At 67.0% G+C, this 13,915-nt stretch carries 11 protein-coding genes; 4 read left to right on the forward strand and 7 right to left on the reverse strand.

The features are described 5' to 3' along the window. Positions 1–148: 148 nt before the first annotated feature. The 6 genes from gatB to Pla108_RS05685 all read right to left on the reverse strand — a co-directional run bounded on the left by gatB (position 149) and on the right by Pla108_RS05685 (position 5,472). Positions 149–1,627, reverse strand: coding sequence for an Asp-tRNA(Asn)/Glu-tRNA(Gln) amidotransferase subunit GatB (gene gatB / locus Pla108_RS05660; RefSeq protein ID WP_146443863.1), 1,479 nt, complete (start codon positions 1,625–1,627; stop codon positions 149–151). A gap of 48 nt (positions 1,628–1,675) precedes the next feature. After that, positions 1,676–2,059: a GxxExxY protein gene (locus Pla108_RS05665; protein WP_146443866.1), complete on the reverse strand. Its 384-nt coding sequence runs from the start codon at positions 2,057–2,059 to the stop codon at positions 1,676–1,678. A gap of 43 nt (positions 2,060–2,102) precedes the next feature. Continuing rightward, complete coding sequence (gene gatA, locus Pla108_RS05670) at positions 2,103–3,641, reverse strand: Asp-tRNA(Asn)/Glu-tRNA(Gln) amidotransferase subunit GatA (RefSeq protein WP_146443868.1); 1,539 nt, start codon at positions 3,639–3,641, stop codon at positions 2,103–2,105. An 81-nt stretch (positions 3,642–3,722) separates the two neighbouring features. Further along, complete coding sequence (gene gatC, locus Pla108_RS05675; protein ID WP_146443870.1) at positions 3,723–4,013, reverse strand: Asp-tRNA(Asn)/Glu-tRNA(Gln) amidotransferase subunit GatC; 291 nt, start codon at positions 4,011–4,013, stop codon at positions 3,723–3,725. Between the two features lie 31 nt (positions 4,014–4,044). Beyond that, positions 4,045–4,329 (reverse strand): 50S ribosomal protein L28, encoded by a 285-nt coding sequence (gene rpmB, locus Pla108_RS05680; protein ID WP_146443873.1) that lies wholly within the window; start codon positions 4,327–4,329, stop codon positions 4,045–4,047. Positions 4,330–4,617: 288 nt separating this feature from the next. Continuing rightward, entirely contained in the window at positions 4,618–5,472 is an 855-nt protein-coding gene (locus tag Pla108_RS05685; RefSeq protein ID WP_146443875.1) for an inositol monophosphatase family protein, read from the reverse strand. Between the two features lie 252 nt (positions 5,473–5,724). On the opposite strand from Pla108_RS05685, the gene Pla108_RS05690 reads away from it, so the two are divergent. The 4 genes from Pla108_RS05690 to ccsA all read left to right on the forward strand — a co-directional run bounded on the left by Pla108_RS05690 (position 5,725) and on the right by ccsA (position 12,700). Then, the gene (locus Pla108_RS05690) at positions 5,725–6,225 is read left to right on the forward strand and encodes a hypothetical protein (protein WP_146443877.1); all 501 of its coding nucleotides are present in this window, start codon (positions 5,725–5,727) and stop codon (positions 6,223–6,225) included. A gap of 36 nt (positions 6,226–6,261) precedes the next feature. Continuing rightward, the gene (locus tag Pla108_RS05695) at positions 6,262–7,680 is read left to right on the forward strand and encodes a helix-turn-helix domain-containing protein (protein WP_146443879.1); all 1,419 of its coding nucleotides are present in this window, start codon (positions 6,262–6,264) and stop codon (positions 7,678–7,680) included. A 220-nt stretch (positions 7,681–7,900) separates the two neighbouring features. Further along, a complete protein-coding gene (locus Pla108_RS05700) occupies positions 7,901–9,013 on the forward strand; it encodes a hypothetical protein (RefSeq protein ID WP_146443881.1) in 1,113 nt (370 codons plus the stop codon). A gap of 9 nt (positions 9,014–9,022) precedes the next feature. Then, complete coding sequence (gene ccsA, locus Pla108_RS05705; protein ID WP_146443884.1) at positions 9,023–12,700, forward strand: cytochrome c biogenesis protein; 3,678 nt, start codon at positions 9,023–9,025, stop codon at positions 12,698–12,700. A gap of 180 nt (positions 12,701–12,880) precedes the next feature. Here ccsA and cydB read toward each other — a convergent pair whose 3' ends face one another. Next, positions 12,881–13,897 carry a cytochrome d ubiquinol oxidase subunit II gene (cydB, locus tag Pla108_RS05710; protein ID WP_146443886.1) on the reverse strand — a complete coding sequence of 339 codons (1,017 nt, stop codon included), beginning with the start codon at positions 13,895–13,897 and terminating at the stop codon, positions 12,881–12,883. Positions 13,898–13,915: the final 18 nt, after the last annotated feature.

Consider the following 13,915-nt stretch of genomic DNA (forward strand, 5'->3'; position numbering starts at 1 on the left):
GCAGAAGTGGCTTAGCCGCCTACCGTGCGGACCACCAAGAAGCGCCCGCCATCCCAATCGACCTGAGCCGGGGGCGCAAGCCCTCGGAGGTGGCCTTCGTTGAACTCCGAGGGCTTGCGCCCCCGGCTCAGAGTTTATGGTTTATGTCTCAGACGCCTTTGGCGATCAGCTCTAAGCAGATCTCACGCACGCGGCCGGGATCAGCGTTGGGGTTGCGCTTCTTCGCCTGGCCGATCAGCGCGCCGACCGCCTGCTGTTTGCCCGCTTCGACGTCGGCGACGACGCGCGGGTTGGCGAGGAGCAGTTCGCGGCAGATCGCGACGAGTTCGGACTCGTCGACCGCTGCGATGCCGAGCTTCGCCATCGCGGCGTCGGTGTCGAGGTCGTCGGCGATCATCAGCTCAAAGACCTCGCGCGAGCGGGGGCTCGGCAGGTCCCCGGCCGTGAGCTTGGCGATCATGCCGGCGAGCCGTTCGGGCGGCAGTCCCACTTCCTCAAGCGACTTGCCGTCCGCGTTCATCACCCGCAGCACGTGCTGGGTGACCCAGTTGGCGGCTAGCTTGGCGTCGCCCGACTCGGCGGCGACTGTGAGGAAGTAGTCAACGACTTCGCGGCCCTGGTTCACCAACACGTCGGCGTCGTAGGCCGAGAGGCCGTGGTCGGTAACGAGCCGCAGCCGGAGGGCGGCGGGCAGCTCGGGCATCGCCAGCCGGACCCTCTCGACCTCGAGGCCCGGGTTGAGCACCGGCGCCAGGTCGGGGCAGGGGAAGTACCGGTAGTCGGCCGACTCTTCCTTCTCGCGCTGCGGGATTGTCTTGCCGGCGTTGTCGTCCCAGCCGCGGGTCTGCTTCGGCGCCTCGCCGATGCGGCGGCCGGTCTCTTGCCAGTCGCGCCATTGGCGTTGCGCCTCGTACTCGATCGCCCGCTCAACCGCCCGGAAGCTGTTGAGGTTCTTGATCTCGACAATCGGCGTGGCGATCGACTTGCCGAGCTTCTTGGGGTCGTCGATGTGGAGGTTCACGTTCGCATCGACGCGGAGCGAGCCCTCCTGCATGTTGCAGTCGGAGACGCCCAGGTATTCGGGGCCGAGGATTAGTTTCAGCTCGGTGAGATACGCCTTCGCCTCGGCCGCGGAGCGGAGGTCGGGCTCACTGACGATTTCCAAGAGCGGCGTACCGGCCCGGTTGAGGTCGATGACGGTGTCGCCGCCGGCGCCCGACTCGTCGTGCAGGCTCTTGCCCGCGTCCTCTTCGAGGTGGGCGCGAGTGATGCGAATCGTTCGTGGCTCTTGCTCATCACACGCGATCGCCAGGGCGCCGTGCTCCGTGATCGGCAGATCGAATTGGCTCGTCTGATAGCCTTTCGGCAGGTCGGGGTAGAAGTACTGCTTGCGGTCCCACTTGGTGTACGCGGGAATCGTGCAGTCGAGCGCGACGCCGGTCATCACCGCCAGCCGCACCGCCTCGGCGTTGATGACCGGCAGCGAACCGGGGAGCCCCAAGCAGACAGGGCAGACCTGCGTGTTGGGATCGGCGCCAAACCGGTTGGGACAGCCACAGAACAGCTTCGACTTGGTCGCAAGCTGCACGTGGACCTCAAGGCCGACGATCGTTTGGTAGTCGCTCATAGTGTCGCCAGGGGTCGGTTGCCCACGAATTACACGAATCGACGCGAATCATTCACGTGGTAAGTACCGCTCGTGCTGCAGGCCTTTGCTGTGTCCGAAATTGATCAAGAGTCCCAATGGCAGCTTGGTTGCATGGAGATAGTTGAGAAGTTGTGCGCGGTGCTCATCGGTAAGGTGAGAAACCGCCTTCAGTTCGACAAGAATCGATCCATAGCAAACGAGGTCCGCTCGATACGCCTGCAGCAGAGGCTGCCCTTTGTAATGCACCTGCACTACCGACTGTGGTGTGAAAGGTATTTGTCTTGCCGCAAGCTCCAATTGTAGCGCCTCTTGATAGACCGCTTCCAGAAATCCACAACCGAGGTCGTTGTAGACCTCGAAACTGGCTCCAACGATGGCGTAAGATTCGTCCTTCAGAACGATCTGAGCCATCGGGTCAACCCAATTCGATTTGATTCGTGTGATTCGTGGGCCGTCAGAGCGTTGCTAGTGGCGCCGTGCCAAACGCGTCTTCGTGCATTCTTGCGGCGCGGAGGAGGCGTTCTTCTTCCAGCGGTGGGGCCATCAGTTGCAGGCCGATCGGGAGGCCGCTCTTTGACATGCCGCACGGCACGCTGATCGCCGGGAGGCCCGCCAAGTTGGCGCTGACCGTGTAGAGGTCGAGCAGGTACATCGACAGCGGGTCGTCGGTCAGCTCGCCCAGCTTGAACGCCGGCGCCGGGGTGGTGGGGCCGAGGATCACGTCGACCTTCTCGAACGCCTGGTCGTAGTCCTGACGGATCAGCCGGCGGACCTGCAACGCTTTGACGTAGTAGGCGTCGGCGTAGCCCTCGCTGAGGGCGTAGACGCCGAGCATGATCCGCCGCTGCACCTCGGGGCCGAACCCCTCGGTGCGGCTCTTGCGATACAGCCGCACCAGGGCGGTGTCGATTTTTTTGATGGCGGCCTTATCGCCCGTCTCGGCGGCGGCTTTCCGCTCGGCGGCAAGCTCGGCGTGCATCGCCGTTTCGTCGGTGCGGTGGCCGTAGTGAACGCCGTCGTAGCGGGCCAGGTTGCTCGACGCCTCGCTCGGGGCGATGACGTAGTAGGTAGCGATCCCGTGCGCCGCGTGCGGCAGGTGGACCTCGACGATCTCGGCGCCCAGGTCGCGGTAGCGCTCCACCCCCGCGTCGATGGCCGCTTTGACTTCGGGATCGAGCCCCTCGGCGTAGTGTTCCGGCACGACGCCGACGCGGAGCCCCTTCAGCGGCTCGTTGACGACCGGCGCCGTGGGCTTCGCTTCGAGGTTCGCGGAAGTCGAGTCGCGGTCGCAGTGGCCGGCGATCGCGTCGTACAGCAAGGCGACATCCTCCACCGTGCGGGCGAAAGGGCCCACTTGGTCGAGGCTGCTGGCGAACGCCACGAGGCCGTAGCGGCTGACGCGGCCGTAGGTCGGCTTCATGCCGACAACGCCGCACAGCGCGGCCGGCTGGCGGATCGAGCCGCCCGTGTCGGTACCGATGGCGAGCGGCGCCTCGCAAGCGGCGACCGCCGCGGCCGAGCCACCGCTTGAGCCGCCGGGCGAGCGGGCCAGGTCCCACGGGTTGTGGGTCGGCTGGAAGGCCGAGTTCTCGGTCGAGCCGCCCATCGCGAACTCGTCCATGTTCGTTCGGCCAATCAGCACGGCGTCGGCCGCCTTGAGCTTCGCAATGACGGTCGCGTCGTACGGCGCCCGGAAGTGTTCGAGCATCCGCGATGCGCAGGTGACGATCTCGCCCTCGTCGCAGAGGACGTCCTTGACGGCGACCGGTAGGCCGGCGAGCGGGCCGAGCGACTCGCCCGCGGCGCGGCGCTTGTCGATCGCGGCGGCCTGAGCCAGGGCGCGTTCGCCGGTGACTTTCAAGAAGGCGCCGACGCGGTCATCGACGGCCGTGATGCGGTCGAGGTGGGCCTGCGTCAGCTCGACCGACGTGACTTCGCCGGTGTCGAGCAAGCTGCGTTGCTTGGCGGCGGAGAGCGGAGTGAGATCGGCCATCGCGTTGGTCGCTTCCTGACGGTCGCGGTTCAGTAGGGATGGAGACGCCGAACCGTGACCGTCAGGGAGCGACCACACGGCTCAGCCGTCGAGCACGGCCGGAACTTTGAATCCGACTGAATCCTTACGCGGTGCGTTCGCCAGCGCCGCTTCGTGCGACAGGCCGGGACGCACCTCGTCGGCTCGCAGCACGTTGTGCAATTCGACGGCGTGGGCCATCGGCTCGACCCCTGCGGTGTCGACCGCCGCCAGCGAGTCGACGTAGGCGACGATCTCCGCCAGTTGCGGCGTCAGCGCTTCGAGCTGGGCGTCGTCCAGGTCGAGCCGCGCCAACAGGGCGACGCGCTCAACCTCGGCGCGAGAGATCGCCATGGCGAGACCGGGCTAGGGGCGGGGTCCGAAGTTACTTCTTGCCGGCCTTGATGGCCTTGGCGGGAAGCTGGAACGGCGCGCTGCGGACCTTCTTGACCACGGCGCCCGAGCGGATGCACTGCACGCAGACCCGCAGGTGCGCGGCGTTGCCGTCGGTGCCGGTGACCTTCACCCGCTGCAAGTTCGGCTTGAACTGCCGCTTGGTGATGCCGGTGATCTTGGTGCCGACGCCGCCGAGGTACTTCTTCTTACCGCGGATGGTGACCTGGTTGCCGATCTGCGGGCCTTTGCCGCAGAGTTCACAAGCGCGAGCCATCGGATTGCCTCGTAGTCGGACGGCCCCCGGTGTGGGGGCCCGTCGCCAAAGTGTTATCGGTGTGCGGGATTCGTCGGGCTCGGCGCCCCCCGCCGCGGGCGTCCTGCCGCGGCGAATCGCACAGATTAGCGGACCGGGGCCGGGGGGGCAATGCTCCCGAGCAAGCTAGATGCGTGCAAATTCAAATTGTGGGAGGGGTCTCCGACCCCGATTACGGCTTCGTATCGCTATCGGCAGGGAGCCGTAATCGGGGTCGGAGACCCCTCCCACAGCAGCCTGCAGCGTCACTCACTTCCCGCCGGTGAACTCCAGCACCTGCTTCAGGATGTGGCCATTGGTGGCGATTCCCTCGCCGGCGTGGACGGTCGGTTCGCCGCGCCAGCTGGTGAACGTGCCGCCCGCCTCTTCGAGGATCGGCTTCAGGCACGCGGCGTCCCAGACGCTCATTTCCGCGTCGACCATCAACTCGGCCCGCCCGATCGCGACCATCATGTAGCCATAGCCATCGCCCCAGGTGCGCGAGATGCGGGCCTTCTCTTGCAGGGCGAAATAGACCTCGGTGGCGTCGTTGGTGCGGTCCTGGAAGCCGGCGACGTCGCCCGTCAGGAACAGGCCATCCGCCAAGTCCTTGACGTCCGAAACGTGCGCCTGGGTCAGCTCGCCGCCGCCATTCTGGTACCAGGCGCCCCCGCCGACCGCGGCGTGGATCGTCTCGCCGGACGCGGGGGCGTTGATCACGCCGAGGATCGGCTCGCCGCTCGTTTCTTCGATAACGGCGACCAGATTCGTGTAGAGCGGCACCCCGTGCATGAACGGCTTGGTGCCGTCGATCGGGTCGAGAATCCACTTGTAGCCCGACTCGCCCGGCTTCTCGGGGTACTCCTCGCCGAGGATCGCGTCGGTGGGGAAACGCTCCTCGATCCGCTGGCGGAGGTGCTGTTCGGCGGTCTTGTCGGCGACGGTGACGGGTGAGCCATCGCCCTTCCAGTCGATCCGCAGGGTGGGCGACCGGAAGTACTTTTGGGTGATTTCCCCCGCTTCGAGAGCGATCTGGCGGGCCCATTCGAGCCGCTCGTTGGCGGCGGCCCGCCCTTTCTCAGAAAGTGCGGGCTGTTGGGAAGCGGCAGTGGCGGGCGTCGTCATGACGTCGACGGGGGTCCAGAGTGTCGGATTAAGTGGGGAGTCGAGCGTCGGCTCGCGCCGGGCCAACCGTCCCGGCGCGCTCAGGCTAAACCTGCGAGCGTCGTTTGAGAAGACGTCTGTAGGGGTACCGTAAGTGGAACCGGCGGGAAAATGCCCGTAGAATCGGGTCCGAGCCGAGCGTGGCGAACACCCCCCCTTTCGTGGGCGACGCCGCGGACTCAGCCTCCCAATCCAAAGAGGATGGAGCCTCCCATGCGTCTTGTAACCCCCACCGCAGCCCGCTGGCTGGCGGTTTTGGTCGTCGTCGGCTCCGCCTCCGTGGCGCTGGCGCAGCGCTTCGTTTGGCCCCCCGCCGCTGGGGATCGGATGGCGGATAACACAGCCCCGGCCGCTTCGACGGCCGCCCCTGGGGACGAAGAACCGCCGCTCAACCTAGCGAGCCGCGCCGACGAAACGCCCGTCTCTCGGCCGTTTGCGACCGTCACTGCCGCCGCGATGCCGACGCCTTCGCCCGCCCCGGCGGGTGGCAACCGGCTCGACTGGCAGATCCTGGAGAATCCGAACGGCCCGCACACGGCCCTAATTTTTGACCCAGTCCGCCAGGTCTTCGCCGTTTACCACGTCGACTCTGCTAGCGGTCAGATTATGCTGAAGTCGGTCCGTAACCTGTCAGCCGACCTCCGGCTCCCCCAGTTCAATAGCAGCAACCCGGCCCCGAAAGACATCCAATCGATGCTCGACGAGGCCCGTTAGCGCGCTCCCGCGCCCAACCGCCCGACCTGTCCCGCCATGTCGCAGAAGTTTATTAGCCTTGATGACGCCGCCGCCCGCCTCGGTCTGACCAAGGAGCGGCTCAATCATCTCCGTGAGACGAACGTCATCAACGGGTACAAGGACGGCGCGAGCTGGAAATTCCGGACCGAGCACATCGAGCGGCTTGAGAACGACGGGGTCCCCAGCGAGTCGGACGAAGAAGAGGACTTCTCCTTCGGATCGGGCGACGAGTACAGCCTCGGCGATCTGGGCGGCGACCTGCCCGAACTGGCGCTCGACGACGCCATTGAGAACGATCCGGACAAGAACGAAGGCGACGCCGCCGCCAAGACCGAGATCGGCGGGCCGATCGAACTGGACGACGACGACATCGGTCTGGGCGTCGAGCCCCTGGGCGATGGCGACGACGCCGAGTCGATCCTCCTGACCGGCGACGACGAGCTCGAAGGGGGCCTCCCCCGGCCGCAGAGCACGATCATCGGCAAGAGCGATCTGTCGCTCGAAGACGACCTCCAGCTCGCCTCCGGCAGCGACGCCGCCCCGGCGTCGCCGAAGTCGGGCGCCGCGTTCGAGGACCTCGAAGAGCTTGAGCTCGACCTCGAATCCGAGTCAAGCCGCATCCTCGATTCCAAACAGGCGGATGCGGCCCGCAAGGCGGCCGAAGCGGCCTCCTCCAGCGGCGACGACTTGGAGCTCGACCTTGCCGGCAGCGATCTCGGGCTGGCCGGCTCGGACGTGCTCGGCAAGCAAGAAACCGACGAGGCAGGCACGCCCGGCCTCTCGGGATCGGGCAGCGTTAGCGGCCTCTCGGGCCTCGACAGCATCCAGCTCGGCGAAGACGAGGACGACGACCTTGTGCTCGGCGGCTCGGGCAGTTCGGGCGACCTGGGCTCGGGCGACAGCGGCATCAACCTCTCGCCCTCCGACAGCGGCTTCGCGCTGGACGAGGTGCCCCTCGACCTGGGCGGCTCGGCGATCGGCTCGGCGCTCGACTTGGCGGCTCTCTCGGCGGCCGGCTCGGGCGTGTCAGGGTTGGCGATGTCGGGCGTCGGCGGCGAGGACTTCCAGCTCACGCCCGCCGACTCGGGCGACGAGGAAGAAGACAGCTCGCAGATTGTCGCCCTTGAGGAAGTCAACGAAGAAGACGAAGACCTCCCCGGCTTCGAAGCGATCGACGAGGGGGACGACGACCTCGGTGGCGGCTTCGGAGGGGGCATGGGCGTCGAGACGGCCGCCGCTCCGGTGGTGGTCGGCGGCGGACAAGAAGTGCCGTTCCCCGGCTGGGTCGTCGGCCTGTTGGGCGCCGGCTTTGTCTCGATGCTGCTCTGCGGCGTCATGGCCCTCGATATGGTTCAGAGCATGTGGGCTTGGGACGAGCCCTTCGGCTTCAACAGCTCGCTCATGGACGGCCTGCTCGGCATCTTCGGCGGCTGAAGCTGGCTTGGCTTTTTTGGGTCGATCTGGGCTTATTTGGGTCGATCTGGCTAGTCCGGAAGGGGCGAGAGACTGCGGCAGATTGCCGCCCTGGCGAGAATACCGGCCCACAGGGGGTCGGTCTGGGTAGGCCCGTCGCCGTGCCTGCCCGTAGGATAGGGGGCTTCCGCCATCGGCCGGGCCGATGGCTTTGCCACGCCCCTTCTCCCGCAAGAGAGCCGTGCTCCCCGTTTGCCACAGCGTCACGCTTGCCCTTCTCGTCGCCCTCGCCAGCGGTTGCCGGCCGGAAGACGAGGTCCGCACTTACCGCATCGCGAAACCGGACAATTCCGAGGCGGCGCCAGCCGTCACCGCCCCGGCAGTAGCCGCCCCCCCCCAGGGCGAGCCGACCGACCGGATGCTCGGCGCGATCGTTCCCGGGCCGTCACGGGCTTGGTTCTTCAAAGCGGTGGGACCCGTCGGGGCCATCGATGAAGCCGCCGACGCGATCACTGAGTTCCTCGCCTCGATCCGCTTCGACGGGGACGAACCGACCTGGGAGACGCCCGACGGCTGGACCGAGTCGCGCGCCGCGGGGATGCGACTGGCCACGCTCCAAGTCCCCGCCGGGGACGGCGCCGCGCCGATCGAGCTGAGCGTCATCGGCCTGCCGCTGGTCGCGGAGTGGGACGCCCAGGTGCTCGACAACGTCAATCGCTGGCGGAAGCAGCTGAAGCAGCCACCGCTCGACGCCGCTGCCTTGGCGGCCGAGACGCGTCCCCTCGCCGACGTCGCCGAAGAGGCGGTGCTGGTCGATCTACTCGGCTGGTTCGACGGCGGGACGATGGCGCCCTTCGCGGGTGGCGCCGCGGCGCCCAAACCATCAACTCCGCCATCAACTCCGCCATCAGTTCCGCCAGTCGCGCCCCCGGCCGCGCCGTTCCCGATCGGTTCGTCGGAGTTGAAATCTCAGACGCCCGACGGTTGGACGGCGGGGCCCCCTTCGACGATGCGCAAGGCGTCGCTGAAAACGCCCGGCGGCGCCGAGGTGACCGCGTTCGCCTTCCCGGCCGCCGGCGCGATGGGCGACCGCTTGGCGAACGTCAACCGCTGGCGTGGCGAGGTGAAGCTCGATCCGACAACCGACGAGGGCCTCGCCGAGGCGGCCGAGGCGATGCCGCTGCTCGGCGCAGAGGGGTCGTACTTCGAACTTGTCGGCCCCGACGAGACGACGCACGCCGCGATGGTCGAGCGCGACGGCCAAGTCTGGTTCTTCAAACTACGCGGCCCCCGCGACGAGGTCGCCGCCCAGCGTGACGCGTTCCGCGCGTGGCTCGGATCGTTGTCCCTCTAGAAACAAGCTATGAGCACGACCCTCGAGTCCCAGCCCGCCGCTGCATCGGACGCCGCGCCGGGCGAATCGTTGGAGTCGCGCCCGCCCCGTGGCGCGGCCGGAACGTCCAATAGCTGGCTGGCGGCGCTCGCTTCGCTGCGGCTCACCGTGACGCTGTTCGCCCTGGCGATCTTCCTTGTCTTTGTCGGCACGCTCGCGCAGAAGGACCACGACGTCTGGTACGTCGTCGAGCAGAACTACTTCCGTGTCTGGGTGGCGACGGTTGAGTGGCAGACCTTCGTGCGGCTGGTCGAGATGTTCACCAAGGCCGAGACGCCGCCGATCACCGGTGGCTTCCTGTTCCCTGGCGGCAAGCTGATCGGCGTCGTGATGTTCGCCAACCTGCTCGCCGCGCACGCGGTTCGATTTAAGGTAGCGGCGAAGGGGACGCGGCTCGCCTGGGGATCGGTTCTGCTCGCCGGGGGCGTGGCGGCGACGGCGGCCGTCTTGGCGACCGGCCTCGATACGTCGCTCGTTGGGCAGCTCTCCCCCGAGTTCTGCGACGGCCTCTGGCAGACGCTGCGCGCGGCCTTGGCTGGTGTGGCGCTGGTCGGCGCCTACATGACGATGCAGAAGTACGGCCACCTGCGCCCCGCCGAGTGGTGGTTGTTGGCGGCGTTCAACGCGGTGCTGCTCGGCCTCGCCGGCTATCTGTTCGCTTACCCGACGGTCGCCCCCGACGACGCAGGGATGCGGATCGTCTGGCAGCTGACCAAGTGCGGCGGCGCGGCGCTGCTGTGCCTCGCCGGCTGTTGGGTGGTGTTCCGCCAGCGGGCCGGCATCGTGCTGCTGCACGCTGGGATTGGGCTGTTGATGGTGGGCGAGCTGGTCACCGACCTGGCCGCCGTTGAAGGGGTCATGTCGATCCCCGAGGGGGGGGCCGTCAACTACGCCGAGGATATCCGCCACGTCGAACTGGCGATCGTCACCGACGAAGCCGACGCCCAGCGCGTCACTGTGGTGCCGCAGAACGTGCTGGCGAAGGCCGCCGCGAGCGGCGAGGTGGTGTCACACCCCGACCTGCCGTTCGACCTCCGCGTCGTGCGGTTCGACGAGAACTCGCTGCTCGCCCCGCCGATGGCGGTCAACGAGAACCCGGCCACCGTGGGCGCCGGCCTCGAGCGCGTCGCGATCACCAGCAAGTCGGTCTCCGGCGTGGCGGTCAGCGCCGGCGTCAACCGCCCGTCGGCCTACGTCGAGCCAATCGATAAGCAGACCGGTGAGTCGCTCGGCGTGTGGCTCGTGTCGGCGTCCTTCATGCCGATGGATGGCGGCGGCGGGACGAGCCTCTTGCCGCAAACGATTGACGTCGACGGGACCCCCTACGAGGTCGATCTCCGCTTCAAGCGGCTCTACAAGGACTACTCGGTCACGCTGACCGACTTCCGCTTCGACCGCTACGCCGGGACGAACGTCCCCAAGAACTTCCAGTCGGACATCGTGCTGAGCGACCCGTCGCGCGACGTCGAGCGGCCGGTAAAGATCTGGATGAACAACCCGCTCCGCTACGCGGGCGACACGATCTATCAGCAGAGCTTCGACGAGGTCACCGAACGCTCGACCGTGCTGCAAGTGGTCACCAACGGCGGTTGGATGATCCCCTATGTCAGCTGCGTGCTTGTCGGGCTCGGCATGCTGACGCACTTCAGCCTGACGCTCACCCGATTCGCCCGCCGACGCGTCGAGGAAGCAAACCGCCTCGCCGCGAAGAGCGAGACCCGCAGCGACGCCGGGCCGAGCCTGTTGTCGGCCGAGGCCTGGGCACAGCCGATCGTCTGGGCGCCCGCGTTGGCGGCCCTCCTGACGGTCGGTTACCTAGGGAGCAAGACGCGACCTGCCGTTGACGAACCGGGAGCGATGGCGGTCGAGCGTTTCGGCGCGTTGCCGGTCGCCGAGGGGGGACGCATCAAGCCAATCGATACGCTGGCGCGCACGACACTGCAGGCGATCAGCGCCCGGCAAGAGGTGCTGCCGGCCGAGAAGGGCGAGCCACGCGTCTCGGCGATCACGTGGTTACTCGACACGATCTCGGCGCGCAAAGGCTGGGACACGCACCGCGTTTTCCGCATCGAGAGCCTTGAGCTGCTCGACGCGCTCGGCCTGCCGCCGCGGCAGGGGTCGTTCCGCTACAGCTACGCCGAGGTGATGAAGGACCCCAGCGTGCTCGGCGGTCAGGTCGATCAAGCCTTGGCACGCCGCCGCGAAATCGCCGCCGCCCAGGCGCAGGGCCGACCGGCCGAGCCGCTGTCGCTGGTGCAGGAGCAGACGCTCGGTCTGGCGGACAAGGTGTCGTTGTTGCACCAATTGGCGAGCGCCTTCGGCGAGCCCCGCATTGACGGCGATTCGGAAGAGGCGGTCCGTCAGCAACTGCTCGAGGCCCAGGCACGCGGCGAACAACTCGGCAAGAGCGGCGCCGTCCGCGTCGTGCCGCCGACCGAGCCGACCGGCGAGTGGACGACGCTCTACCAATCGAACTTGGCGAACCTGATGCGGCTGGTGATGAAGCAGCCCCTCGAGCCGGCGGGGGCCGCTTGGTCCGACGCCCTCACGGCCTACGCCCGCGGCGACGCGGCCCAATTCGCCGACGAGCTCACCGACATCGAGGCGGCGGTCGAGAAGTACCAGCGTTCGCTCGAAGCGACGCCCGAGGCGCTCGCCGGCTTGGCCGGCTCCGAGCGGCTCGACACCGGCGCGGTCCGCTTCGAGCACTTTTTTAGCCACTTCAGCCCGTTCTATTACTGTGCGGCGATGTACCTGCTGGCGTTTGTGCTGACCGCCTGTGGCTGGCTAGGGCAGGGGAGTTGGTCGCGCGCGCTTGGCCGGGCGGCGCTGGCGGTGATCGTCGTGACGCTCTGCGTTCACACCTTCGCACTGGTAGGCCGCATCTATATCTCAGGCCGCCCGCCGGTGACGAACCTCTACTCGTCGGCCGTCTTTATCGGCTGGGCAGCGGTGCTGTTTGGCGTCGCTTTCGAAGCGATCTACAAACTGAGCGTCGGCAGCGCCGTAGCGAGCGTCCTCGGCTTCGCGACCTTGGTCGTGGCCCATTACCTTTCGCTCGACGGCGATACCTACACCGTGCTCAGCGCGGTCCTCGACACCCAGTTCTGGCTCGCAACGCACGTCGTCTGCGTGACGCTCGGTTACTCGACGACGTTCCTAGCCGGCTTCCTCGGGGCGGGTTACCTGATCGCGGCCTGCGGCCCCCGCTTGTGGGGCGGCGCCAGCCGGCTTGATAAGCGCGCTGGCGATCAGCTGGTGCGGATGATCTACGGGACGCTCTGCTTCGCCCTGCTGTTCAGCTTTGTCGGCACGGTCCTCGGCGGCTTGTGGGCCGACGACTCGTGGGGCCGCTTCTGGGGCTGGGACCCGAAGGAGAACGGCGCCCTGATCATCGTGCTCTGGAACGCCCTGGTGCTGCACGCCCGGTGGGGCAGGATGATCGGCCCGGTCGGTCTGTCGGCGTTGGCCGTTGGCGGAAACATCGTGACCACCTGGAGCTGGTTCGGCGTCAACGAACTTGGCGTCGGCCTCCACGCCTACGGCGCCTCGGAGAGCAACACGGCGACGATGCTGCTCTTCTTCGCGGCGAGCCAGCTGGTGGTCATCGCCCTGGCGACGCTGCGGCCTCGGATAAAGAGCGTGTAAAAGAGTCTCGCGCAGAGACGCAGAGACGCAGAGAAAAAGCGATTGAAGGTTCAACGCTTTGCGCCTTCGCGCCTTGGCGTGATTCTTCGTTTCGAGAAGGTCTCACGCCAAGGCGTGAAGGCGCAAAGAGGGTGCTGCCAAGCAATTTCTCCGCGTCTCTGCGTCTCTGCGCGAGACTTTTCAATAGCTGTGCTTGTCGATCTGGACTTTGCCGCGGAACGTCCAGTAGACCACCGACGTGTAGGCGAGCACAAACGGCAGGCCGATCAGGGCGAACAACGCCATCAAACGCAAGGTCTTCGGCGACGAGGCCGAGTTGTAGATCGTCAGGCTGTCGGCCGGGTCGGTGGAGGACGCGACGAGCTCGGGGAAGAGGGCGAAGCCGAACAGGAAGACAAGCGCTAAGATCGAACAGCCCGACGACACAAAGGCTTGGCCGTAGCGTCGCTGAGTCAGGCAGCGGGGCAGGTTGAGCACCGCCAGGAGGTTGAGCAGCACGATCACGGCGCCCCACGGGTGCTCGTCGAAGTTCTTGGTCGCCCGGTCGATCGTCCCCACCGCGACGGCGGTCGTCGCGAAGAAGAGTACGACGTAGGCGGCGTAGGCGAACCAGGCCCAGACGCGGGTCCGCTCGCGCAACGCCCCGGTGGTTTTAAGACCCAAGTAGAGCGAGCCGTGCAGGGCGAACGCGGCCACGGTCAACGCGGCGACCATCAGCGAGAAAGGACCGATCTGTTCGAGCGTCGAGCTCGCCATGATCCCCCGGTTGTCGAGCGGCACACCCGCCATCGCCGCGCCGACGGCGGCGCCGTAGACGAGCGTCGTCACGAGGCTCGACAGAAAAAACATGCCGTCCCACAGCAGCCGCCACCACGCACGATCGACTTTGCCACGGAACTCGATAGACACCGCCCGGAAGATCAGCCCCCCGAGCGCCGCCATGAACGCGAAGTAGAAACCGCTGAACGCGGTGGCGTACGCCTCGGGAAACGCCGCGAACAGCGCGCCGCCGAACGTTACCAGCCACACCTCGTTGCCGTCCCACAGGGGGCCGATCGAGTTGATCGCTAGCCGACGGTCGTGGTCGCTCTTGTGCAGCGGGTGCACCAAGCCGACCCCAAGGTCGAACCCGTCGAGCACCGCGTAGCCGGCGAGCAACACGCCGAGCAGAACGAACCAGAGGGTGGGGTAATCCATTGTTTCTCACATGAAAGA

The sequence above is a fragment of the Botrimarina colliarenosi genome, from assembly GCF_007859955.1.
GTDB lineage: Bacteria > Planctomycetota > Planctomycetia > Pirellulales > Lacipirellulaceae > Botrimarina > Botrimarina colliarenosi.